Consider the following 23,708-nt stretch of genomic DNA (forward strand, 5'->3'; position numbering starts at 1 on the left):
TGGAATGACATGGCTTGCATCCTCGGTCATGGGCCGGCGCGGCGTCGCGCAGGCCCGTGAAGGGGCACATCATCAACTGACGGAAGACGCGCAAGGGCAGTTCCACTATGTCTATGGCCCCTACGCCAGCCCCGTGATGACGATCGCCCCAGGCGACGTGGTCGCGGTGGAAACGCTGGATGCCTTCGGCGGCGCGGTCAAGACCGAGGACGACCTGCCATCCAAAGTGCTGAACATGCCTTTCGTGAACCCGCAGAACGGCCCCATCGCCGTGACCGGCGCGAAAAAGGGCGATGTGCTGGCGGTGCATATCAAAAGCCTGCTGCCACGCGGGCCGCAGCCTGCGGGCACCACGGCGCTGATTCCCGATTTCGGCGGGCTTGTCGCAAGCAGCCTGACGCATCTGAACGCCCCCATCACCGAACGCGTCAAGAAGATGGAGGTGACCCCCGATGGCGTGAAATTCTCGGACCGGATCACCCTGCCCTACGAGCCCTTTGTGGGCACCATGGGCGTCAGCCCCGAGATCGAGGCGATCTCGTCGCTTGTGCCGGATTTCTACGGCGGCAACATGGACCTGCCCGATGTGGCCCCCGGCGCGGTGATCTATTTCCCGGTGCAGCGGGACGAGGCGTATTTCTATATCGGCGATTGCCACGGGCGGCAGGGCGATGGCGAGCTGTGCGGCGTGGCGGTGGAGATACCGGCCACGGTGACGGTGCAGATCGACCTGATCAAGGATTGGGCAATCCCCAGCGTGCGGCTGGAGACCGAGGATTTCATCATGTCCGTCGGCAGCGCCCGCCCGATGGAAGACGCCGCACGCATGGCTTACCGCGACCTGATCCGCTGGATGGTCGAGGATTACGGGTTCGAGGAGTCCGAGGCCTATTTCCTGGCCACGCAGGCCGGAAAGATGCGCGTGGGCAACATGGTGGACCCCAAGTATTCGCTGGGCGCCTCGATGCTCAAGACCTACCTCGGCGGAACGGGAGACTGAAAAGATGGATCTGGGATTGAAGGGCCTGCGCGTGCTGGTCACCGGCGGCACCAAGGGGATCGGCCTGCACTGTGCCGAGATTTTCGCCAGCGAAGGCGCGGCGGTCTCGGTCTGTGCACGCGACGCGAAAGGCGTGACCGCCACGACCGAAGCATTGAAGGACAAGGGCGCATCGGTCTTTGGCCGGGCGGTGGATGTGTCCAACGCCCATGCGCTGAAATCATGGGTGCAGGACAGCGCCGCCGCCTTGGGCGGCATCGACATCGTGGTGGCCAACGTGTCCGCGCTGGCCGTTGCGGATGATGAAGCCGCATGGCAGGCCGGATACGAGACGGACATGATGCATTCCGTCCGGCTGGTGAATGCCGCCATGCCGTGGCTGGAAAAATCCGATGCCGCCGCGATCACGCTGATCTCGTCCGTGTCGGGGCGCGAGGTCGATTTCACAGGGCCGGCCTATGGCGCGTTCAAGGCGGCGCTGGTGCATTATGCGCAAGGGCTTGCGATGAAGCTGGCCCCCAAGGGCATCCGCGCCAACACCGTGTCGCCGGGCAACACCTATTTCGAAGGCGGCATCTGGCAGTCGATCGAACAGAACAACCCCGATCTGTTCCGCGAGGCGCTGGCGATGAACCCGATGGGCCGCATGGCCCGGCCCGACGAAATCGCGCGCGGCGTGGTGTTCCTGTCCTCGCCCGCATCCGGTTTCACCAGCGGCACCAATCTGGTGATCGACGGCGCGCTGACCAAGGGCGTGCAGCTTTAACTAGAGCTCGAATGCTTCCGGCCCTGTCACCACGGTGGCAGTGCCATCCAGCAGATCACCCGCCTCGGCAAAGAAGCCTTGTGATCCGGCCCCGTTGTTATGGCGGTCCATCGCGGCACGGTCGGTGAACCGCTCGTGCGTGACAAAGACGCAAGGATCGTCGGCGGATCGGGTGACAAAGAAGCCGATGGTCTCGGGTTCATGCGCGCGCACATACGCCCCGACCTTGAGCAGTGCCGCCTTCACGGCCTCTTCCTGCCCCGGTTTGGCACGCAGGATCGCAGTCAGGGTGAACATCGGCAGCGTCCTTTCCGGTTCATTCCGTCAGCCCCAGGTCGGTCATCATCGCCTCGCGCATCACGAATTTCTGCGGCTTGCCGGTGGCGGTCATCGGCATCTCGGCCACGAAACGGATGTGGCGCGGTATCTTGTAATGGGCGATCTTGCCCTTGCACCAGTCGCGCAAGGCGTCGGCCGTCATCTGCGCTCCGGGCCGCAGGATCGCCCACATCGCCACCTCCTCTCCGTATTTCGGATCGGGCAGGCCAAAGACCTGCGCCTGCGCGATGTCGGGGTGGGTGGTCAGGAATTCCTCAACCTCGGCGGGATAGATATTCTCGCCACCCCGGATCAGCATATCCTTGGACCGGCCCGTGATCCGGCAATAGCCCTGCGCATCAATGGTGGCCAGGTCGCCGGTGTGCATCCATCCACCACGCAGGGCCTCGGCGGTGCGGTCGGGGTCGTTCCAGTAGCCTTTCATCACCAGATAACCGCGTGTCAGCAATTCGCCCTGCTGACCAACCGGCAGGGTGCGCCCCTGGTCATCGACAACCTTGCATTCGACATGGGGCTGGATGCGCCCGACGGTCGACACGCGCCGGTCCACCGGATCATCCACCGCCGACTGGAACGAGATCGGGCTGGTTTCCGTCATGCCATAGCCGATGGTGATCTGGTCGCAGTGCATCCTTTCGATCACCCGGCGCATCAGCGGTTCGGGGCACGGTGCGCCCGCCATGATGCCGGTGCGCAAGGAGCGCATGTCGAAGCTTTGAAATTCCGGGTGATCCAGCATCGCCTGAAACATCGTCGGCACGCCATGCAGGGCGGCGCAACCCTCGGCGTCGATGGCGGCAAGGGTGTCGCGGGCATCGAAGGCCTCGCCGGGGATGACTATGCGCGCGCCATAGGCACAGGCCGCCAGATTGCCCAGCACCATGCCGAAACAGTGATAGAACGGCACCGGGATGCACAGCCCCTCGCCCGGTTGCAGGCGCATGCAACGGGCGGTCGAAATCGCATTGTTCACGATGTTGCGGTGGCTGAGGGTGGCTCCCTTGGGGGCGCCCGTGGTGCCGCTGGTAAACTGGATGTTGATTGCATCATCGGGGTGCAGGCTGGCACTGATCGCGTCCAGCCGGGTGCGCACCGCGCGGTTGCCCCGCTCCATCAGGTCTTCGAATGCCAGCGCCCCGGCGCGCGGGTTTGGCCCAAGCTGCACCACCGCGCGCAGCGACGGCAGGCGCGCGGCACGCAACCGGCCCGGCGGGCAGGTCGCCATTTCGGGGGCCAGTTCGGTCAGCATCGCCATGTAGTCCGACGATTTGAACTGTGGCGCGACGATCAGCGCCGAGACACCGACCTTGTTCAGCGCATAGTCCAGCTCGGACGTGCGATAGGCCGGGTTGATGTTCACAAGGATCGCGCCGATCCGGGCCGTGGCAAACTGCGCCAGCAGCCATTCGGGCCGGTTGGGCGCCCAGATGCCCACGCGGTCGCCCTTGTAGACCCCGATCGACAGCAGCCCCGCCGCCAACCGGTCGATCAGGCGGGCAAACTCGGCATAGCTCCATCGATCGCCGGTCTGCCGGAACACTGCCGCCGTGCGCGTGCCGTGACGGCGGACAACTTCGGCCAGAAAACCCGGGATCGTCGCATCAATCAACGGACGGTCGGTGGATCCCGCCACGTGCGACAGCCCGTTTGCGGGGCGGATGCCCGGCCGCGATGTGATCCTTGCCGACATGCCCCCTCGCCTTCCCTACATCGTCCGCCAGTCGCCTGCCTGTTCGAACGCGCCCGCCGCCCGGTAGATCGTGCTTTCGTCATACCGCCGTCCGATCAGTTGCAAACCGATGGGCAGGCCGTCGGACATCCCGCAGGGGATCGACATGGCCGGATGGCCCGTCACGTCAAAGGGCGATGTGTTGGGCAGCATCTCGAACGCGCGCTGCGTCCACAGCGCAAGTGGGCTGTCGGCGGGCGGCAGCGGCGTGGCCTTCATCGGGGTGGTGGGCATCAGCAGCAGGTCATAGGATGCCAGCACCTTGTTGTATTCCTCGCGCAGTTGCCGGGCCAGGTTCTGCGCCTTGGCGTAATACCGCCCGCGCGTGTGTTTCAGGTGATACTGCCCAACGAACATCGAGATCTTGAGCGTATCCGACAACTCGTCCGCGCGGCTGCGCCAGTTGGAATGATGATCCAGCAACGACGTTGTATACAGCCCCTCCCACCCGGTGCCAAAGCCGTTGCCCAGCATCATCTGGTTGGTCAGCCCCTCAAGCCCGATGGGGGTCCAGATCGCCGGGCCGTGCAGGTGCCAGGGGATCGAGATGTCATCGACGGCGGCCCCCAGACGGCGGAACATCTCGGCCCCCGCCCGCACCGAAGCATCGACATCCGCCTCGGATTGCGGATGGCCGAAACCCTCCTTGACCACCCCGATCCGCAGGCCCGAAACACCCCGGTTGACCGCAGCGGTGTATTTGTCGGTCACCACATCATACTGGCGCGGATCCAGCCCGTCGGCGCCCGCAATCACCTCAAGCATCAGGGCGTTGTCCATCACGGTCTGGGTCATCGGGCCCGCGTGGTCGATGGTGTTCTCGATCGGCATGATGCCGGAATAGGGCACAAGCCCATGCGTGCCCTTCATCCCGTAGACGCCACAGAACGAGGCCGGCATGCGGATCGAGCCGCCCTGATCGCCACCGATGGCCATATCCACCAGCCCCGCCCCCACCAGCGCGCCCGACCCCGAGGATGAGCCGCCCGCCGAAAACCCGTGCTTGTGCGGGTTGTGCACTGGCCCGGTGGCATTGGTGTGGCTGCCGCCGGACAGGCAGAAGTACTCGCAATGCGCCTTGCCCACGATGGTGGCCCCCGCATCCAGCAGCCGGGTGACGACCGTGGCATCCAGATCGGGGGTATACCCCTTGAGCGTGGCCGCGCCGTTCATCATCGGCACACCGGCAAGGCAGACGTTGTCCTTGAGCGCAACGGTCCGCCCCAGCAGCGGGCCGCGCGGCGCGCCCTTGATTTCGGTTTTCACATACCAGGCGTTCATCGGGTTTTCTTCGGTCGTGGGCCGGTGACCCGAGGTGCGCGGATAGAGCACCGGCGGCAGGTAGTCGGGCAGTGAATCCACGATGTCATAGGCATCCAGCGTGCCCTGCATCACGTCCAGAAACTCCTGCACGCGGGCGTCGGACATGTTCATGCCCAGCTCGGAAACGATGTCTTTCATCTGCGAATGGGTGGGGCGCTGGACGGTCATGTAGGACATCCTTTCTTGCAACGGTGCCGGTGCGGCGGACCTTGGGTCTTGTTTCGGCATGGGGCCGTTTGCGGCACTGGCCGGGGCCCTGGGGGCGGCCTGGGCGGCCGGTGGCCTGTCGGTCTTGAGCGCGGCCACGACATTTGGCATCGGCTTCGCCGCGCCACCACTGCCCGCACCAAAGCCGGTGAATTCCTCGATCAGGGCGGGGTCTGCGGCCTCGGAGCCCGACACCTCGCCCATGATGCGGCCCTTCTGGATCAGCAGCACGCGATCCGACAGCGCGGTGATGAAATCAAGGCTCTGTTCGACCAGCACGATGCTGACGCCCTCGCGGCGGTTCAGCTCTTTCAGCAGGTCGATGATCTCGTCGATGATCGAGGGCTGGATGCCCTCGGTCGGCTCGTCCAGCAGGATCAGGTCAGGCTCGGACACCAGACAACGGGCCAGCGCCAGCAACTGCTGCTCGCCGCCCGACAGCGCCCCGCCGTCACGATCCAGCAGGCGTTCCAGACGCGGGAAATCCGCCATCACGCGGTCGATCGCCGCGTCCTCGTCCAGATCATGCGCGGCGACACCCATGCGCAGATTGTCACGCACGCTGAGGGTGGGAAAGATCCCCCTGCCCTGCGGCACATAGCCGACGCCAAGCTGCGCCCGGCCCGATGACCGCAGCCGACCCATGTCCTGCCCGTCGAACATCATGCTGCCGCCAGATGCCGGGATAATGCCCATCAGGGTTTTCAACAGGGTCGATTTTCCCATGCCGTTGTGGCCCAGCACGCCCAGGATCTCGCCCTCGGAGACGCTCAGGTCGATCCCGTGCAGCACCGGCACCCGGCCATAGCCCGCGCGCAGGCCCGATACTTTCAAAAGCGTGCTCATGCGCGATGCCCCAGGTAAACTTCGCGCGCGCGCTTGTCCGCCGAAATGGCGTCCATCGTGTCCTCCATCAGGATGCCGCCTTCGTGGAACAGCGTGACTGTCTGCGAAATCATGCGGATGAACTGCATGTCATGCTCCACCACGATCAGGGCCGAGGTCTTGTTGATCTCTTCGATCAGCTCGGCGGTGCGGAACGTTTCCTCGTGCGTCATGCCGGCAGCGGGTTCATCCAGCAGCACCAGCCACGGTTCCGCCGCGACGACCATGCCAAGTTCGACCCACTGGCGCTGCCCGTGGGCCAGACGGCCCAGTTGCATCCGGCGGATGTCGCCCAGGCGCAGCCGCTCGATCGTTTCGGCGGTGACGCTGCGCGCGCGGCGGTCGTCATGCCAGCGGCGGGCAGACACCCAGATGTTTTCCTCGGCGCTCAGACCGTCAAAGACGTTTGGCACCTGCGTCTTGATGCCCACGCCCAGGCTGGCGACCTGAAACGGCTCGGCCCCGGTCATGGCCTGTCCCCGGATCATCACCTCGCCCGCCGTGGGGGTCAGCTGCCCGGTGAGGCATTTGAAGAATGTCGACTTGCCCGCCCCGTTCGGCCCGATCAGGCAGCGCAATTCGCGGTCGAACAGGGTGAAATCCACCTGATCCACCGCCCGCACGCCGCCGAAATGCATGCACAGGCCCCGGGTTTCGACAACCACATCTCCGCGTTGGCGGCTCATTCCGTGCCCTCCGCTCTGGCGGCCCGACGGCGGCGCGTGCGCGTCGGGTTTTTTTTGCGGCGCGCGTTTACCCAGTCGATCACCGTGGGCGCGACGCCCTTGGGCACCAGCAGCACGAACACGATCAGGATCGCGCCCAGCACCAGGTTGTTGTTGAACAGGCTTTGCCCGCCCAGGGCCGAAGTCAGGTAGAACAGCGCAAAGGTCGCCCCGATCGGACCGATCAGCGTGCCGCGCCCGCCGACGATCACCCAGATGATCGTCAGCGCAGCGTTGTACAGGCTGAACACATCCGGCGTGATCCGCCCCACCCCGTTGCAGAACAGCACGCCCCCGATGGCGGCGATGCCTGCCCCGATGGTGAAGATGCCCAGCTTGTAAAGGCGCGAGTCATAGCCCAGCAGTTCCGCACGCAGCTCGTTTTCACGGATGGCGACGCAGACGCGCCCGAACTTGGTGTTCACCAGCCAGCCGGTGAAAAGGTAACACAGGATCAGCGCGGCCATCGCGACGTAGAACACATGCTCGGGGAACAGAAAGCTGCGCGCGTCCCACGGCAGGTTGATGGGCGGTGATGACACCCCGTTGAATCCGCCCAGCAGCGCATTGCCGATCTTGTACTCCGGCCCCGAGGTGCGGCGGATCAGCGAAAAGAAGATCAGCGTCACGGTCAGGGTGATCACGCCCAGATATACATCCGACACCCGCCCGAAAAAGATGAAATACCCCAGCGCGGCGGCAAAGGCCGAGGTGACCAGCACCGCCATCAGGATCGCCCAGGTCGAGCCACCGAAATTGATGGCCGAGATCGTGTAGACATAGGCCCCCAACCCGAAGAACGCGACCTGACCAAAGCACAGGATACCGCCATAGCCCCAGACCAGCGCGAGGCTGAGCGCCAGCACCGCAAGTGCTATGGCCGTTGTCAGGTTGATGATGGTGAACAGTTGCAGCACCTGGGGTGCGGCGAACATGAACACCACGCCCAGCAGGGCATAAACAAAGGTGGGGCGCATCTGGCGCAACATGCCGCCGTTCATAGCGATTTCCGGAAAAAGCGGCCGGTGATCCCGCGCGGCATCAGGCGCAGCAACACGATGGCGGCCAGCAGCAGCGCGATCTCGCCAAAGGTCGATCCCGCGATGAACGAGAATATGCCGTTCAGCCCGCCCAGCAGCACCGACCCCGCGGCAGTGCCCGCAAGGATGGCCGATCCGCCCGAGATGACGGTGATGAAGGCCTTGGCGATATACGTGGCCCCGATCGTGGGCAGCACCCCGGTCATCGGTGCCAGCAACCCGCCTGCAAGGCCGGATACAGCGGCCCCCAGACCAAAGGTGATCATGTAGATGCGGCTGGTGGACACGCCCAGCGACGAGGCCATTTCGGCATTCTGCATCGTGCCGCGCGCCAGCAGGCCCAGCTTGGTAAAGCGCAGCGTCAGCCAGACCGCGAACAGCAGCGCGATGGTGATCCCGATCAGGAACAGCTCATACCCCGAGGCGGAATAGTCACCGAACCGCAGGACGCCAAGCGGCGGCGAGACGGTGGTGGCGGTCGACGCGCCAAAGATCGAGGTGACAATCCCCACCAGCAGCAGCGACAGCCCCCAGGTGGCCAGCAGCGTGTCGACCATCCGGCCATAGAGCCAGCGGATCAGCAGCCGTTCGACGATCACGCCGATGATGCCCACGACCAGCGGCGCAAGGATCAGCATCGCAACCCAGATATTCACCCCGGCATTGGTCGCCACGACGACCGTGTAGCCGCCCAGCATCAGAAATTCGCCATGCGCAAGGTTGATCACCCGCATCATGCCAAAGATGATCGCAAGACCAAGGCTGATCAGGGCCAGGTTCGCGATGACATAGGCCAGTTGCAGGCCGATCGCAGCCACGAGATCCAAGGGGCTCTCCGTCTCTGTCTGGATCGCGGTGGTGCGGAGGGCACGCGGCCGCGGTATACTTCAGGGGTGCGCCGGGATCACATGACCCCGGGCGCGTATCGTTCAGGACGGCAGGCCGGTCACTCGATCCCGGCGGCGGCAAGACCGTTTTCAAAGTAGAACACCGACTGATCCGGGTTTGCCACCAGGTCGCAGACAAGCTGCGTGTCGGTCGGCGGCTGCGCCTCGTAGCTTTCGACGATGTTGAACTCCTGATCCTGCAATTCGCCCAGCACAACGTTCTGGATCGCGTGGTTGGTCTGCGGGTCGATGGTGATCGGACCGGACGGGCCAACATAGGTCAGGCCGGATTTCAGCGCCGCCGTCACCTCGGCATGCTCGATACTGCCGGCCATCTTGACCGCCTCGGCCCACAGCATCGCCCCCTCGTAGGAGCGCACCGTCAACTCGTTCATGGTGGCGCGGTTGTCACCGAACTTGGCATCCATGCGCGCGAGGAACGCCTCGTTCTCGGGGTTCTGCACGCCCTCGAAATAGGAATAGGCCGCCAGCAGCCCGTTGCCCTCTTCCGCCGAGATCAGCTTGTGCTCGTTGCCGATGCCAAAGGTGGTCGAGGCGATGGGGATTTCCGCGTTCATGCCCGCCGCCGCATATTGACGGTAGAACGACACATGCGCGCCGCCGACCAGACCCGAGAACACCAGATCGGGCTTGGCCTGCTGGATCTTGTTGATGGTCGGGCCAAAGTTGGTGACATCCAGCGGGAAGAACTCGACCTCCAGCGTCTCGCCGCCGTTTTCCTTGACGAACCGCTCGACCCACTGGGCGATGATCTGGCCATAGTTGTAGTCGGCGGCGATGATATAGGCCTTCTTGCCCCATTTGTTCATCGCGTAGGGCACGACCTTGGCCACCGTCTGCGCGGGGGTGGAGCCGGTGTTGAAGTTGTTGAAATCGCAAACCCCGCCTTCGTACTGGGTGTTGTAGAAATACAGCGTCTTGAAACGCGCCAGCGTCGGGCGGATCGCCTCGCGGCTGGCCGAGGTGATGCCGCCATGCACGGTCGCGGCGCGGTCGCCTGCGGCGGCCTGCGTGGCATACTGGGTGTAGAACTGGATGGTGGACTGGGCGTCATACATCTTCAGCTCGACCTCGCGGCCCAGCAGGCCCCCGGCGGCATTGATGTCGTCGATGGCAAGGCTGGTGGCGTCGGCCATCGCGGTGCCGTAGATGTCCAGCCCCCCCGACAGGTCAAGGATCGAGGCAAAGATGATCTTGTCGCTGCCCTGCGCGCGCCCGATGATCGGGGCCGATGTCAGGGCCAGCGCGGACGATCCGGCAAGGAAGCTTCTACGCGAAAAAGTCATGGCAGTCTCTCCTGGTGGGTTGTGACATGTGCGGTGCCCTGAGCAGGCAAACCGCATCAGTCCTTGGATTCGGACGTTTTTCCGTCCGTTTTTGTGTCGCGGCCCGTTTTTGTATCAGAGCCGGGGCCGCTGCTGCGACGGTCAAGCTGTGCGGTGACACCGCGCACCCCGTCACCGATATTCATGCCGACCTCTTCGCCAAGGCGCTGGACCGCGGGCAGTTGCAGCGCCATAGACAGCACGCCATCGACCAGCTGGTTGACCGTGCCGCCCTCGCCGCCCGATCCGGCCTCGCCACCCGGACCACCGGCGCGGCCCATCCCGGTGATGTGGTTGATGCGGATGCTTTCGATCTTTTCGGCGGGCTTGAGCATGCGCTCGACCACGTCGGGCAGGGTCGTGATGCGCGCCTCGTCCAGCTTCATCGCCATCAGTTCGATGCTCTGGCTGTTCTCGGCGCTGATGACGGCGCTGCGGCCCTCGGCCTCGGCCAGCAGACGGGCCTTCTGCGCCTCGGCGCGTTCCAGCATCGCCTTGGCCTCGGCCTCGGCCATGGCCAGCAGGGTGCCCACCTCGGACCGGACACGCGTGTCATCGACCTCGGCCTGTTCGGCGGCGCGGATCAGGGCCAGAACCTTTTCGCGATCGGCAGCGGCCTGCTCGCGGATGGTGCGCACCTTTTCCTCGGCCTCGGCCCCGGCGGCGGTGGCGGCAATCGCCTCGGCCTCGGCATGGGCTTCCTCGACCCGCTTGGCGGCCAGCCGCACGGCGTTGTCGGTCTTGGCCAGCGCGGTGGACAGGTCCGAGGCCAGCGTCTGTTCACGCAATTCGCGGTCCTTGCTGATCTCGGTCAGGCGCACTTCGCGTTCGCGGGCGATCCGGGCGGCCTCGCGGCGTTTTTCCGAATTGGCCTGCTCTTCCGCCGTTTCCGCCATCGAGCGGGACCGCGCGATCTCGATCTCGCGCTGCTGGGTGATCATCGCCTCTTCTTCCTCACGGCTGATGGTCAGCTTGCGCTTGGTGGCGTCCAGATGGCTTTGGCGCACGGCCACCTCGGCATCGGCCTCGATCGCGGCGCGTTCCTTCTTGTTGACCGCGATGATCTCAGCCAGGCGGCGCATCCCCAGCGCGTTGAAGGCGTTGTTCTCGTCCAGCGCATGAAACGGCGTCTGGTCGATCCGGCTCAGCGAGACGGATTCCAGCAGCAGGCCGTTTTGCGCCAGATTGTCGGTCAGCACATCCGACACCTCGCGCGCATAGCCCGCGCGATTGTCCTGCAACTCGTCCATCGTATAGCGCGCGGCGACCGACAGCATGGCGTCGACCAGCTTGCCCTCCAGCGTTTCAGCCAGATCGGCCGAGCGAAAGGACTTGCCCGCCAGCGCCTGCGCGGCCGTGGCGACACCTTCGGCGGTGGCCCGGACACGGACATAGAATTCGGCCCCTATGTCGACCCTCAGACGATCCTTGGTGATGATCGATTTCGGCCCCAGCCGTTCGATCTCCAGCTTCGAGGTGCGCATGTTCACCTCGGACACCTTGTGCAGGAACGGCAGCGCGATACAGCCGCCGTCCAGCACGACCCGCTGCCCCCCGGCCCCGGTGCGCACAAGGCTGATCTCGCGGGTGGCCTTGCGGTAGTACCGGTTCAGGAAAAGGATCAGCAGAACGGCGACGACAAGCAGGATGACCAGAGTGACAAACACCGTCATGACAAACGCTCCCAGTGGGCCGGGTCGGTCGTGGCAACCGGACGGCTTTATTGTTTTTGCGGGAATCGCAGGCGGCGGCAGGGTGCCATGCATTCGCGATCCTTACCCAAGGTAAGCGGCGATTCGAAATTCCGTCAATCGTCCTGACAGGCTGATTTAAGTCCAGAATTTTGAGACGCATGATGCCAGTTCGGGCATCGTTTTTTCCGTGCTGCAAAATTGCACAGCCACGGGATGCAATTCTGCAAAAGCAGGCAAAAGATGAATTTCGGCCAAGAGTCAGCCCTGCGCGACCGTCCACGCTGTCTCGATGCCGATCCGCAGCGCCGTGATCATATCCTCCTGATTCATCGAGGCATAATCGGCGCGCTGGTGCATCTCGAGCGCGCCCTCTGCCGCCACCTGATCCAGCAACTCTGCCACCTGCGCGGGCAGATAGGGCAGATGCACAAATCCCGCCATCGTGTCCGGATGATGCTGCGCGCAATGATGCAGCGTGATGTAGGATGTGGCGTTGCACAGGTATGTGCCCGCGCTGCCCGACTGCCGGCAGGGCAGACCCGCCGCACGAATCGCCGCCTGCATCGCGTCGGCGGGCAGAGTGGACAGATACCCATCCGGGCCGTCCCCGATCACCTTGCCGTTCTGGCGGTGTCCGGTGGCATCGGGCAGTTCGAACCACGACCAGTTGGCCGCCACCCGCTCGATCCGCACCATCGCCTCGCCCGGCCACAAGCCCAGCGAGATGATGATTCTTGGGCGCAGCTCGTCGATCAGGGCTGGCATCCGGCGGCACATCGCAGCAAAATCGACGGGCAGGACATGGCTGCGGATCAGCGCACCGCCGATCCGGTCCCCGTCCAGAGCCCGCGCCACCTGCTCGGACGGATTGTCGCTGCGTCCGCCATAGCCCTGAAACCCCGTCACAAGGATCATCCGCACTCTCCCTACAGGTTGTCCCGGCGGGCTGGCCGTCGATCAGAACCGCAGGGTGAACGCCCGGCTCAGGCCCACGCGGACGGCCCATTGGTCCTCGGATCCGGCCTGCGTGATCGGGCTGTCTGCCGCATCGTTCAAAAGCTTGCTGTAGGTCAGCAGCCCTTCGATGGCCCAGCGGTCGTCGATCCGGTAGATCGCGCCAAACTCGACACCTGCGCCCAGGGCACCGCCATCGGCGTCGAACGCCCCGAAGGCCGAGGCGGCGGCCTCGGTCGGGCTCACGCCGAAATAGGTGCTGGCATAGGTGCTGTTGCCCAGGTTCACCCGGGGGCCCGCAGTCAGGGTCCAGCGGTCCGTGGGCCGAAAGATCGCGTCCGCCCCCAAGGTGGCGGTCACGCCGTCATGCCCCCCGAACCCCTGCCGCACGTCGCCGAAGGCCTGCCAGTTGGTTTCGCGGTAGATCACGCCGAAACCCAGCTCGACCGCGGCGTCAATGTCCTCAAGCCCGGCAAGCTCGGGGTTGTCGGCCACATCACGCGAGCCGATGAACTTGAACGCACCGCGAAAGGCCAGACCGTTGCGGGGGATGTTGCCGATGCCATCGCCAAAACTGGCACTGCCCCAGTTCAGGCTGCCGAAGGTAAAGCCCAGATCGGGCATCGCCTCGATCTCGTCCGACCCGGGATAGGCAGGCCCGGCCCCGACACCGCCGCGCAGGGCAAAGTTGAACGACCGCTCCTGCGCGACCACGGGCAAGGCCGCCCCAAGGGACGCGGCGACGGACAGGGCAAAAACGGCAGACAAACGCATGAACTTGGCCTTTCAGGATCAAATAGTGTCATCGAGACACATAGCATAGAAGCGACCCGGCACCAGAACACTTGATCCCGATGCGCAACGCGTGCGTGTTATCCACCAGGCTGAAGCGTTCCCAAGGGGCTATTTGATGAAGTGGTGCCCCCACACGGACTCGAACCGCGGACCTACTGATTACAAATCAGTTGCTCTACCAGCTGAGCTATAGGGGCACTGCGCAGGTGGATACGCAAACCACCCGGCCCGTGCAAGAGGGAATGATCACCTGTTTGCCCGCGCAAGCATGCCCACAGCCGCAAGACCAACGGCGATCACCAGCATTGCCGCCGGGGCGGCATCGCCCAGGTTCTCGAGGCTGGCCTGGTCATGCACCCGCGTGGCCAGCGTGTTGAAGTTGAAGGGCCGCAGCAGCAGCGTGGCAGGCAGTTCCTTGACGCAATCCACGAACACCAGCAACAGCGCCGAGCCGACAGAGGCACGGATCAGAGGGTAATAGATCTGCCCCAGCACCTGGCCTTGCGTGCGCCCAAGGCTGCGCGCAGCCATTGGCAGGCTGGGCGAAACCCGCCCCATCGCCGCATCGGCCGCCCCTTGCGCAATCGCAAAGAACCGCACCGAATAGGCCAGCACCAGCGCAAAGGACGACCCCGTCAGCACCAGCCCGATGTCGATGCCTGTCATCGCCTCGACCCCGTCGGCCAGCGTGTGGTCGATCACGGCCAGCGGGATCAGGATACCCACCGCCAGCACCGCGCCCGGTGCGGCATAGCCGATGGTGGTCAGCGGTTGCAGGTTGCGCGGCAGGGTCCGGCCGGACAATCGCACGCCGTAGACCATGAACACCCCTGCCAGAACGGTGACGATCGCCGCGGCGCCCGCCACGGTGACCGTGTTCCACAGCGCGCGCAGCAATTCGGGATCGGTCCAGCGATCTGTGTTGGCCAGCGCGTGATGGCCGATCACGCTGGCAGGCAGAACAAAGCCGATGCCGAAGGGCAGGAAACACAGCGCGAATGTCAGCCAGGCCCGCCAGCCGCGCAGGGCCTGTTTCGGCACCGGGCGGTGACGGCCCGACATGTTGAAGAACCGCAGCCGGCGACGGCTGTATTTCTCCAGCGTGACCAGCGCTATCACCAGCACCAGCACCACGGTGGCGATCTGTGCCGCCCCGCCCGCGTTGTTGCCGTCCAGCCAGACGCTGAAGATGCCCATGGTCAGGGTCTGCACGGCAAAGTAATCCACCGTGCCGAAATCGTTGACCGTTTCCATCATCACGATCGCCACGCCCGCCGCGATGGCCGGGCGGGCCAGCGGCAGACCGACACGGGCGAACCGGGTCAGCGGCCCTGCGCCCAGGCTCATCGCCACTTCCTCGCTGGCGCCCGATTGTTCGCGCAGCGCCGCGCGGGTCAGCAGGTAGACGTAAGGATACAGCGCCGCGGTCAGGACGATGATCGCCGCCCCCATCGAGCGGATCTCCGGAAACCAGTAATCGCGCGAGTTCTGCCAGCCGAACACATCTCGCATCGCCGTCTGCACCGGCCCGGCATACTCCAGCAGATCGACCAGCGCATAGGCCCCGACATAGGCCGGGATCGCCAGCGGCAGCAGCAACAGCCATTCCAGCCAGCCCGAGAACGGAAACCGGTAGCGCGAGATCAGCCACGCCGCCCCCGTGCCCACCATGCCCGACAACACCCCCACCGACAGCATCAGCACGGCGGTGTTGGTCAGGTAGCGCGGCAAGGTGGTGGCGATCAGATGCGGCCAGATGTTTTCCGACGGGGTCAGCGCAATCACCAGCACCGACAGGATCGGCGCCAGCACCACGGCGGCGATCACCACCGCGCCCAGCGACCACAGCCCGCCACCGGGCAGCCCGCGCCGCGCGCGTGTCTGGTTGATGCTTGTGTCGGTCATGCGCTCCCCTTGCCCGAAACCGGTTTAACTGTCCAGAAAAAGGCGTATATTGCCCGCCTGACAGGTTCACACAATACCGGAAAACCCGATGCAGGTTATCCTCCATGCAGGCGCTCATAACACCGACGAGGACCGCCTGATCAAATGCCTTTTGCGCAACCGCGACGATTTTCGTCAACGCGGCATCGCCGTGCCGGGGCCGTCGCGCTATCGCCGCCTGATCCGCGACACGCTGCACGCCATGGCGCAGGGGCACCTGGCCCCCGATGCGCGCAACATCCTTCTGGATTCGATCCTCGAGGAGGACCAGCCCGAGCGTGTGCTGCTGTCCAACGACAACTTCTTTTGCGTGCCCAAACTGGCCGTGGGCAAGGGTGTGTTCTACCCCCGGGCCGAGATCAAGCTGGCCCAGACCTGCGACCTGTTCGACGGCGATCAGGTCGAGCTGTTCCTGGCCATCCGCGATCCGGCCACGTTTCTGCCTGCGGTGTTTGCCGCCAGCCCCGATACCACCTTTGCCGATTTCATCGACGGGACCGACCCGCGCGACCTGCTCTGGTCGGAACTGATCGCGCGCATCCGCGCCCATGTGCCGCAGATTCCCGTCACCGTCTGGTGCAACGAGGATACGCCCCTGATCTGGGCGCAACTGATCCGCGAAATCGCCGCGCTGGAGCACAATGAAAAGATCGTCGGCGGGTTCGACCTGCTGTCCGAGATCATGTCCAAGGCCGGGATGAAACGCTTTCGCGCCTATCTCAAAGAGCATCCCAACATGAACGAGATCCAGAAACGGCGGGTGATTTCCGCCTTTCTGGACAAGTTCGCGATCGAGGAAGAGATCGAGGAAGAGCTTGACCTGCCCGGCTGGACCGATGAGCTGGTCACCGAGCTGAGCGAAAGCTATGACGAGGACGTGTTCCGCATCGGGCGGATGCAGGGCGTGACCCTGCTTTCGCCCTGATCCGCTTCAGCCCATGCCAAGGGCGGTCTTGTACATCTCCAGCACCGCCTCTTCCTCGGCGATGTCATCGGGCTCACGCTTGCGCAGGGCAATGACCTTGCGCAGGACCTTGGTGTCGTAGCCCCGCGATTTTGCCTCGGCCATGACCTCTTTCTGCTGGTCGGCGATGTCCTTCTTTTCCATCTCCAGCCGCTCGAACCGCTCGATGAACTGGCGCAGCTCATCTGCGGTCACGCGGTAGGTGGCGTCGCCCGGTTTGTCGTTCTCATCGATCATCGCGTCTGTCCTGCCCGTGTTCTTGATGCCTCAGGCCCCTGTCCTAGCGCCCGGCCCCCGCCCCCGCAAGGGGGATGCGTTGCGCGTGGGCGCGCAGCGGGTTTGTTGCGCGCGCCCGCCCGATGCGCTAGGTCGCGCGCAACGAACATGCAAAGGGAACACAGCATGGAAATCCTTGTCTGGGTCGGGGCGGGCGTGTCGGTTCTGGGCCTTGTGGGACTGATCTGGTCGATCCTGCGGGTCGCCCGCGCCAAGCGTGCCAATCTCAGCGACGAAGACCTGCGCGCCGCAGTGCAAAAGGTGGTGCCTCTGAACATGGGCGCGCTGCTGCTGTCGGTGCTGGGGCTGATGATGGTTATGGTCGGCATTTCGCTGGGTTAACCCGGTATCCGGCGCCGGTGCTTGCCGACCTTGTTCAGCGCATCGAAGGTTTCGCCGTTCCTGACCAGCGCCGCAAAGCCCGGATCGGGGGTATACAGCGCCGCGTCCTCGGGCATCAGCCGGGTCAGGGCGCGCTGGACCTCGAACAGCCCGGCCAGATCGGCGGCCTTCATCGGACCACCGCGCCAGCGCGGAAAATGCACGCCCAGCACGCAGCCCAGATCGATGTCCGACGGGCGCAGCGCCACATCCGCCCGCAGCATGCGCGCCCCGGCATTGGCCATGGCGGCGATCACGCACAGGCGGATCTCGTCTTCTGACAGGGCCAGCGGCGGCGGCAGGGTGTCGAACAACAGCTCCATAAGCCCGTCATCCACCTGCAAACGCCCCTGCGCACCCCAGCGATAAAACCCCACCCCCTCGGCCCGGCCCATGCGGCCCGCCGTCACCAGCCGGTCCAGCGCCTCCAGATGCAGCGCGGCGAAATCCGCATCGCGCGCCATCAACCGTCCGCGCGTCAGCACGACCTGCGTGCCGATCATGTCGATCTGGCGGAAAATACCCTGCGGCAGGCCCCATTGCGCCATCACGCGGTCGATGCGCTCGATCGGCACGCCCTGCGCCAGCATCGCCAGCCCTGCGTCGCGCCCGGCGGCCAGTATCCGTTCGCCCAGCGTGCCGCCCCCCGTGCCCGCGCGCAGCGCCACGCGCCCCAGCCGGCCGCGCACCAGATGCGCCACGCTGGCCACGGCCCAGCCTTCGGTCTGGTGCCCCGGGATCACCTCGACCAGACGGGCCGGGCCGATGGGTGCATGAAAATGCAGCCCCAGAACGCGGGCAGGAACAGTGCTGGCCTGCGCCATCGGATCAATGGGCAGCAACCCCGATTGCGAGGCCAGAATGGTGCCCGGCCCCGCCACCGCCGACAGCGCGGCAAAGACCTGCGCCTTGGTGCGGGGCACCTCGGCCACCGCCTCGATGATCAGCCCCGCCTGCCCCAGATCGGCCAGCGACTTGCTGCCCTGCCATCTGGTCAGGGCATCGGGCGCGCGGGCATCCATGTCGGCAATGCGCTGGCGCGCGGCATCCAGTGCCTCGTCCGTGCGTTCGAACTGCACCACGGGCAGGCCTGCCCCAAGGAACAATCGCGCGATGGCACAGGCCGTGGGGCCACCGCCCACGATCCCGACCCGGTCGATCGGGCGCGCAGCACCGGGGCGCGCCTCGGGGATATTGGCCGCGCGGCGTTCGGCGCGCTGGATATGGATCAGCGCACGCGACTGTTTGGACTGGCGGGCATCCTCGAACACCTGCTCTTCCAGCGCCAGGCCGGCCTCGAACGGCAGCAGCAGCGCCGCCTCGACCGCGGCCACCACGTCGCGGCTGGCGGGAACGGGGTTTGCGGCCACGTCCTCACGCCGCTTGGCGATCTCGGCCTGATAGGCCATGGGATCGTCAAAGCCGTCGGTCAGGTCGCGGGTGGGCAGGCGCCTGGCATCCGCCAGATCACGGGCCAGCGTGACCGCCGCCGCCACGGCATCCGGCACGTCCAGCGCGTCAAACAGCGCGGGCACCGTTGCGGCGGGCAGTTGCCGCGCCGACAACAACAGATCCAGCGCCGCACCGGCCCCCACCAGCCGCGGCAGGCGCTGTGACCCGCCCGCCCCCGGCGTGAGACCAAGCGACAGATCGCCCAGCGCGATCTGCGTGCCCGCCTGCGCCACCCGGGCGGTCGCCGCCAGCGCCAGTTCCAGCCCCGCGCCGGTCGCCGCCCCGCACAGCGCCGCAACCACGGGCTTGCCCAGCCCCTCGATCCGGTTGGCCAGATCGCCGGGCGTGGGCGCCGCCAAAGGCGCAGAAAGCTCGCGCAGGTCCAGACCGCCGCAGAAATGCCCACCCTGCCCCGTCAGCACAACGACGCGCAACTCGTCATCCTGCGCCACGCGGTCCAGCGCGCGCATCAGCGCCGCTCGCAGCGGCATTGACAGCATGTTGACCGGAGGATTGGTCAGCGACACGACCGCCAATTCGCCCTGCCGGTCGATCCGCACGAAATCAGAACTGTCACTCACTCACACCTCCCGCAGGCGGGCTGCCTGTGCTGCCTTGACATCATATTGACGAAAGCCAAGCCAGAAACGCAAGCCCTAGCCGCGCGGAAGGACGTTTATACAAGGTGTTGCGCGGATCGCTGCCAGATCATGCCGGTTTCAGATCGGCATGTTGTCGAAACGGTCCTCGGCGGCAGCATCGGTCAGTATCTGGTCCAGATCGCGCAGCCGCTGGGGCACAGGCGTGCCCTCGGCGCGCAACTTGGCCATCATGACATGCAGGCGGGCCTGAACCTCGTCGCGCATCTCGTCCGAGCACACGGCAACCGCCTGCTCCAGTTCCTCGATCATCGGCACCAAACGTGTATCACGCACCATGATTTGCCTCCTCTCCCAGATACCGCCGTCACCCGACGGCGGCAGCGCAGTTGCGACACAGCGGCGTGTCGGGCACCACATCCAGCCGCTCTGCCGATATCTCCTCTCCGCACCGGCCACAGAACCCGTATTCGCCGTCGCGGATGCGTTGCAGGGCCGCGCGGATGCGGCGGATCTCGTCCTGTCCCGCCTGCCCCAGATGCTCCAGCACCTCGTCGCCCTCGCGTTCGATCGCGGCATCGTCCCAATCCTTGGACCGCTCGGTGTCGAGTTCGGATTCGATCCCATGCAGCCGCGCGTCGAGTTCGCCCAGTCGCGCCATCAAGACCTGACGACGATCCTTCAAGGTTGCCATGCGCGTTCCTCCCTTTTTTGATCCACGGATCATCGCACGGGTGCGGGCGTTCAACCTTGATTCAGGTCAAGCCCTCTTGAAACACATTCGGTTTATAGTATATGTCTACCTAAACGGAGGATGCCCCAATGATACCACAAGTCACCGCCTTTTTCGACGACGCCACGAACACCATCTCCTACGTGGTCAAGGACCCCGGCGGCAGCAGCTGCGCCATCATCGACAGTGTGCTGGACTTTGACTACTCCTCGGGCCGGACCGATACGAAATCCGCCGATCAGGTCATCGCCTTCGTGCGCGACAACGGGCTGACCGTTGACTGGCTGCTGGAAACCCATGTGCATGCCGACCACCTGAGCGCCGCGCCCTATATCCAGCAGGCGCTTGGCGGCAAGATCGGCATCGGCGACCGCATCAGGATCGTGCAGGACACCTTTGGCAAGGTGTTCAACGAAGGCACCGAGTTCCAGCGCGACGGCAGCCAGTTCGATCAGCTGTTCAGCGAGGGCGACAGCATCCACATCGGCCAGCTGCGCGCCGATGTGCTGCACACGCCCGGCCACACGCCCGCCTGCCTGACCTATGTGATCGGCGACGCGGCCTTTGTGGGCGACACGCTGTTCATGCCCGATTTCGGCACCGCGCGCTGCGACTTTCCGGGCGGGTCGTCCGAAACTCTGTTCGATTCAGTGCAAAAGATCCTGGCCCTGCCGGACGAGACGCGAATCTTCGTGGGCCATGACTACAAGGCACCGGGCCGGGATGACTATGCCTGGGAAACCACGGTGGCCGAACAAAAGGCCGCCAATGTCCATGTCGGCGCAGGCAAGTCCAAGGCCGAGTTCGTGGACATGCGCGACAGCCGCGATGCAACGCTGGACATGCCCCGGCTTATCATCCCGTCGTTGCAGGTGAACATGCGCGCAGGGCAGATGCCGCCCGCCGACGACAAGGGTGACGTGTTTCTCAAGGTGCCCGTCAACAAGCTTTGACCCTCCACCCGGGCGCGCCAAGCGAACAGCCCGCCCGGGTAACCGATACAGGACAGAACAGGAAACGTGACAATGGAAATGGATTGGATCTGGGGTCTGATCGGCGGCTTGCTGATCGGCACCGGGGGCGCGGTGTATCTGCTGGCCAATGGCCGGATCATGGGGGCCAGCGGCATCATAGGCAGTCTGGTCGATGGCACCGCCCGTGACACGAAATGGGAAAAACTGGCCTTTTTGGCCGGAGTGCTGCTGCTGCCGGTGCTGATCTACCCGGTGTTCGGCCCGGTCGATACCCATGTCACCGGCAACTGGGTTGTCCTGATCGCCGCCGGCCTGCTGGTGGGTGTGGGCACGCGCATCGCCAATGGCTGCACCTCGGGGCACGGGGTCTGCGGCATGTCACGCCTGTCGCTGCGCGGATTTGCGGCAACTGTTTTCTACATCATGGCGGGCGGGGTCGGCGTGATCGTGTTCCGCCACCTGCTGGGGGTGATCTGATGCGCAACCTTTTTGCCTTTTTCGCCGGTGGCCTGTTCGGCGCGGGCCTGATGATCTCGGGCATGACCGACACCGCCAAGGTTCAGGGCTGGCTGGACGTGTTCGGCAACTGGGACCCGACGCTGGCCTTCGTCATGGGCGGCGCGATGATCCCGATGTTCATCGCCTGGCAGCTGCGCAAGCGGCGGATGACGCCGGTGATGGGTGGATCGTTCCCGCCCGAGCCGTCAATGCGGCTGGATCGCAACCTGATCGTCGGATCGGTAATGTTCGGCTTTGGCTGGGGTCTGGCCGGGCTGTGCCCGGGCCCGTCCGTTGCATCGCTGTCCTATGGTGGCGTCGGGCACTGGGTGTTCTTTGCCGCAATGCTGGCCGGGATGGTGGCCACGCCCACCCTGCGTCGGGTGCTGGACAGACAAGCGGCCACGGCGTAAATCAGACCTATGGATATTCGCCCGCTCACCCCCCGCTACGCCGTGTCACCCCAGATCACGCCAGAGGATCTGCCCGCCATCAAGGCGGCAGGCTTTGCCACCGTGATCTGCAACCGCCCGGATATCGAAAACCCGCCCGGCCTTCGGGCCGAGGCGATGCGGGCGGCGGCCGAGGCTGCGGGGCTTGGGTTTCACGTGCTGGAACTGACGCACCAGACCATGACGCCCGAGAACATCGCCCGCCAGCGCGCGCTGATCGAAGAGGCGCAGGGCCCGGTTCTGGCCTATTGCGCCAGCGGCACGCGCTGTTCGGTGATCTGGTCGCTGGGTCAGGCCGGGCACATGCCGGTCGAGGATATCCTCAAGGCCACGGCACAGGCGGGCTACCAGCTTGATCAACTGCGCCCTGCGCTGGAGGATCTGGCGGCCCGCCAAAACGACTAGGCAGCACTCCCGGTCACAGGGCGCCGATGCGCACGCTTCGCCAGATCACCGACCCCGCGCACGCAGGCAGGCCATAGCCGCACTGGCGCGTATCGCATGCACCTTGAGGCCAACCACCCTTTCCGATTGAGGCGGATGTCGGGCCAGCGCAAATGCGGCGCCAACGGTGGCGCGAAACGCGTCAACCCTCCTCTTCGGCGTCGATCAGCGCCATGTCAAAACCGGGTGGTGCCCCTGTCTGGCCAAAATCCCCATCCGCGTGCAGATCGAAGTCATCGTACTCCGGCAACCCTTCGCCCGGATCGACCCGCGCCATCGGTGCTGGTGGCGATGGCATCGCCGGCAGGCTGAGCGGCGCACCAGCACGCGGGCGCGGCGCCGACCCGTCCGCGTCGGGCGCAGGCGGCACACCGGGCCTTGCCGAGACACCGCGGAGGCGCAGGGCACGCTGGCCGCTCATCTGACCCAGCACGGCACGCGCCACCACGCGGCCCGGTGCCACCTCGAGCGCGGTGGCAGTCAGGACACCGGCGGGCAGCGGCAGCACCTGCCCCGGCTTCAGTCCGCGCAACTGGTTCAGCGGCAACGGCATCCGGCACAGCACCGCATCCAGCCGCGCCGGCGCGCTGAGCAGACGGTCGCGCAACGGTCTGGCCCCGGCCGGATCGCCCTGCGCCGCCCTGTCCGGCGCCTCATCCACCGGCTCGGGTGGGCACGGCAGCGCCAGAATCACCTCGCCTCCGCGATCGGCCCCCAGATCACAGCCGACGCGCATCACCTCATACGCGCAGGTGCCCATCACCAGCGCCAGCGCGCGCCCGTCTTCGATCATCGCGCCAAAGCCGTATCCGCGCAGGTGCGCACCCTCGTCCTCCAACAGGTCGATCAGACGGGTCAACATCCCTTCGATCAGGGGCTGGGCAATGGCGGCATCGGTGCGTGTGGGCGCGCGCGGATGGGCAGGCCGGGCCAGCACGCGGCCCATGGTCTGCACCTCGACCAAGGCGGCACTCATCTGCGCGTCCAGCACTGCCGCACCCGGCACGCCGCCCGGTCCGTCCAGCAGCAGGATCAGCGCCGGATCGGGCAGATCGGCGGCAAACCCTTCGGCCATTTCAGTCGTGATGCCGACACCGCGCACCGACACGGCAAACCCCAGATCGCGCGCGGCACAGCGTTCCAGCGCCAGCCGCATCGCGCGCGCAGGCGACATCGCCCGCGCCTCCTGCGCCGCGCGGGCCGCGCGCGCCTTGCGGCCCAGAACCGTCTGTTCGCCTGTATCCGTCATACCCTCTGCCACCGTTCGCCCGGGTCAGGCACACCATAGGGCCGGCAAGGTT

General features: G+C 65.4%; 24 protein-coding genes and 1 tRNA gene. 8 read left to right on the plus strand and 17 right to left on the minus strand.

Annotation, left to right across the window (positions count from 1 at the left end):
• Positions 1–4 precede the first annotated feature (4 nt).
• Positions 5–1,000 (plus strand): acetamidase/formamidase family protein, encoded by a 996-nt coding sequence (locus ACFTOW_RS04470; RefSeq protein WP_379913497.1) that lies wholly within the window; start codon positions 5–7, stop codon positions 998–1,000.
• A 4-nt stretch (positions 1,001–1,004) separates the two neighbouring features.
• Positions 1,005–1,766, plus strand: coding sequence for an SDR family NAD(P)-dependent oxidoreductase (locus tag ACFTOW_RS04475; RefSeq protein WP_379913499.1), 762 nt, complete (start codon positions 1,005–1,007; stop codon positions 1,764–1,766).
• Here the strand turns inward: ACFTOW_RS04475 and ACFTOW_RS04480 are convergent, their stop codons facing one another.
• The 12 genes from ACFTOW_RS04480 to ACFTOW_RS04535 all read right to left on the minus strand — a co-directional run bounded on the left by ACFTOW_RS04480 (position 1,767) and on the right by ACFTOW_RS04535 (position 15,595).
• Positions 1,767–2,063: a putative quinol monooxygenase gene (locus ACFTOW_RS04480; RefSeq protein WP_379913502.1), complete on the minus strand. Its 297-nt coding sequence runs from the start codon at positions 2,061–2,063 to the stop codon at positions 1,767–1,769.
• Positions 2,064–2,082: 19 nt separating this feature from the next.
• The gene (locus ACFTOW_RS04485; protein WP_379913504.1) at positions 2,083–3,795 is read right to left on the minus strand and encodes an AMP-binding protein; all 1,713 of its coding nucleotides are present in this window, start codon (positions 3,793–3,795) and stop codon (positions 2,083–2,085) included.
• Positions 3,796–3,810: 15 nt separating this feature from the next.
• Positions 3,811–6,210 (minus strand): amidase, encoded by a 2,400-nt coding sequence (locus tag ACFTOW_RS04490; protein ID WP_379913506.1) that lies wholly within the window; start codon positions 6,208–6,210, stop codon positions 3,811–3,813.
• The gene (locus ACFTOW_RS04495; RefSeq protein WP_379913508.1) at positions 6,207–6,935 is read right to left on the minus strand and encodes an ATP-binding cassette domain-containing protein; all 729 of its coding nucleotides are present in this window, start codon (positions 6,933–6,935) and stop codon (positions 6,207–6,209) included. Before ACFTOW_RS04495 ends, ACFTOW_RS04490 begins: the two co-directional genes overlap by 4 nt.
• On the minus strand, positions 6,932–7,975 hold the full coding sequence (locus ACFTOW_RS04500; RefSeq protein WP_379913511.1) for a branched-chain amino acid ABC transporter permease: 1,044 nt from the start codon (positions 7,973–7,975) through the stop codon (positions 6,932–6,934). The genes ACFTOW_RS04495 and ACFTOW_RS04500 overlap by 4 nt, the downstream gene beginning before the upstream one ends.
• A complete protein-coding gene (locus ACFTOW_RS04505; protein WP_379913549.1) occupies positions 7,972–8,832 on the minus strand; it encodes a branched-chain amino acid ABC transporter permease in 861 nt (286 codons plus the stop codon). The genes ACFTOW_RS04500 and ACFTOW_RS04505 overlap by 4 nt, the downstream gene beginning before the upstream one ends.
• 128 nt (positions 8,833–8,960) lie before the next feature.
• A complete protein-coding gene (locus tag ACFTOW_RS04510; protein ID WP_379913513.1) occupies positions 8,961–10,208 on the minus strand; it encodes an urea ABC transporter substrate-binding protein in 1,248 nt (415 codons plus the stop codon).
• A 56-nt stretch (positions 10,209–10,264) separates the two neighbouring features.
• Positions 10,265–11,920 (minus strand): flotillin family protein, encoded by a 1,656-nt coding sequence (locus ACFTOW_RS04515; RefSeq protein WP_379913515.1) that lies wholly within the window; start codon positions 11,918–11,920, stop codon positions 10,265–10,267.
• Between the two features lie 279 nt (positions 11,921–12,199).
• Entirely contained in the window at positions 12,200–12,856 is a 657-nt protein-coding gene (locus ACFTOW_RS04520) for a pyroglutamyl-peptidase I (protein ID WP_379913518.1), read from the minus strand.
• A gap of 42 nt (positions 12,857–12,898) precedes the next feature.
• The gene (locus ACFTOW_RS04525) at positions 12,899–13,669 is read right to left on the minus strand and encodes a MipA/OmpV family protein (protein WP_379913520.1); all 771 of its coding nucleotides are present in this window, start codon (positions 13,667–13,669) and stop codon (positions 12,899–12,901) included.
• Between the two features lie 142 nt (positions 13,670–13,811).
• Positions 13,812–13,887: transfer RNA gene (locus ACFTOW_RS04530), tRNA-Thr, on the minus strand.
• Between the two features lie 49 nt (positions 13,888–13,936).
• Complete coding sequence (locus ACFTOW_RS04535; RefSeq protein ID WP_379913522.1) at positions 13,937–15,595, minus strand: ABC transporter permease; 1,659 nt, start codon at positions 15,593–15,595, stop codon at positions 13,937–13,939.
• Between the two features lie 88 nt (positions 15,596–15,683).
• Between ACFTOW_RS04535 and ACFTOW_RS04540 the strand changes: the two genes are divergently transcribed.
• The gene (locus ACFTOW_RS04540; protein WP_379913524.1) at positions 15,684–16,559 is read left to right on the plus strand and encodes a hypothetical protein; all 876 of its coding nucleotides are present in this window, start codon (positions 15,684–15,686) and stop codon (positions 16,557–16,559) included.
• A 6-nt stretch (positions 16,560–16,565) separates the two neighbouring features.
• Here the strand turns inward: ACFTOW_RS04540 and ACFTOW_RS04545 are convergent, their stop codons facing one another.
• Positions 16,566–16,835: a DUF2312 domain-containing protein gene (locus ACFTOW_RS04545; RefSeq protein WP_379913526.1), complete on the minus strand. Its 270-nt coding sequence runs from the start codon at positions 16,833–16,835 to the stop codon at positions 16,566–16,568.
• A gap of 165 nt (positions 16,836–17,000) precedes the next feature.
• Between ACFTOW_RS04545 and ACFTOW_RS04550 the strand changes: the two genes are divergently transcribed.
• Positions 17,001–17,216 (plus strand): hypothetical protein, encoded by a 216-nt coding sequence (locus ACFTOW_RS04550; protein ID WP_379913527.1) that lies wholly within the window; start codon positions 17,001–17,003, stop codon positions 17,214–17,216.
• Here ACFTOW_RS04550 and ACFTOW_RS04555 read toward each other — a convergent pair.
• The 3 genes from ACFTOW_RS04555 to ACFTOW_RS04565 form a co-directional block, all read right to left on the minus strand.
• Complete coding sequence (locus ACFTOW_RS04555; protein ID WP_379913528.1) at positions 17,213–19,288, minus strand: enoyl-CoA hydratase-related protein; 2,076 nt, start codon at positions 19,286–19,288, stop codon at positions 17,213–17,215. The genes ACFTOW_RS04550 and ACFTOW_RS04555 overlap by 4 nt on opposite strands.
• Positions 19,289–19,426: 138 nt before the next feature.
• Positions 19,427–19,645 carry a hypothetical protein gene (locus ACFTOW_RS04560; protein ID WP_379913529.1) on the minus strand — a complete coding sequence of 73 codons (219 nt, stop codon included), beginning with the start codon at positions 19,643–19,645 and terminating at the stop codon, positions 19,427–19,429.
• A 28-nt stretch (positions 19,646–19,673) separates the two neighbouring features.
• Entirely contained in the window at positions 19,674–20,000 is a 327-nt protein-coding gene (locus ACFTOW_RS04565) for a TraR/DksA family transcriptional regulator (protein WP_379913530.1), read from the minus strand.
• A 128-nt stretch (positions 20,001–20,128) separates the two neighbouring features.
• On the opposite strand from ACFTOW_RS04565, the gene ACFTOW_RS04570 reads away from it, so the two are divergent.
• The 4 genes from ACFTOW_RS04570 to ACFTOW_RS04585 all read left to right on the plus strand — a co-directional run bounded on the left by ACFTOW_RS04570 (position 20,129) and on the right by ACFTOW_RS04585 (position 22,368).
• Entirely contained in the window at positions 20,129–20,992 is an 864-nt protein-coding gene (locus ACFTOW_RS04570) for an MBL fold metallo-hydrolase (RefSeq protein ID WP_379913531.1), read from the plus strand.
• A 72-nt stretch (positions 20,993–21,064) separates the two neighbouring features.
• The gene (locus ACFTOW_RS04575) at positions 21,065–21,490 is read left to right on the plus strand and encodes a YeeE/YedE family protein (RefSeq protein ID WP_379913532.1); all 426 of its coding nucleotides are present in this window, start codon (positions 21,065–21,067) and stop codon (positions 21,488–21,490) included.
• Positions 21,490–21,924: a DUF6691 family protein gene (locus tag ACFTOW_RS04580; RefSeq protein ID WP_379913533.1), complete on the plus strand. Its 435-nt coding sequence runs from the start codon at positions 21,490–21,492 to the stop codon at positions 21,922–21,924. The genes ACFTOW_RS04575 and ACFTOW_RS04580 overlap by 1 nt, the downstream gene beginning before the upstream one ends.
• A gap of 9 nt (positions 21,925–21,933) precedes the next feature.
• The gene (locus tag ACFTOW_RS04585) at positions 21,934–22,368 is read left to right on the plus strand and encodes a protein tyrosine phosphatase family protein (RefSeq protein WP_379913534.1); all 435 of its coding nucleotides are present in this window, start codon (positions 21,934–21,936) and stop codon (positions 22,366–22,368) included.
• Between the two features lie 181 nt (positions 22,369–22,549).
• Here the strand turns inward: ACFTOW_RS04585 and ACFTOW_RS04590 are convergent, their stop codons facing one another.
• Positions 22,550–23,656, minus strand: coding sequence for a FliM/FliN family flagellar motor switch protein (locus tag ACFTOW_RS04590; RefSeq protein ID WP_379913535.1), 1,107 nt, complete (start codon positions 23,654–23,656; stop codon positions 22,550–22,552).
• Positions 23,657–23,708: the final 52 nt, after the last annotated feature.

It is taken from the genome of Lacimonas salitolerans (assembly GCF_042677865.1).
Classification (GTDB): Bacteria; Pseudomonadota; Alphaproteobacteria; order Rhodobacterales; family Rhodobacteraceae; genus Lutimaribacter; species Lutimaribacter salitolerans.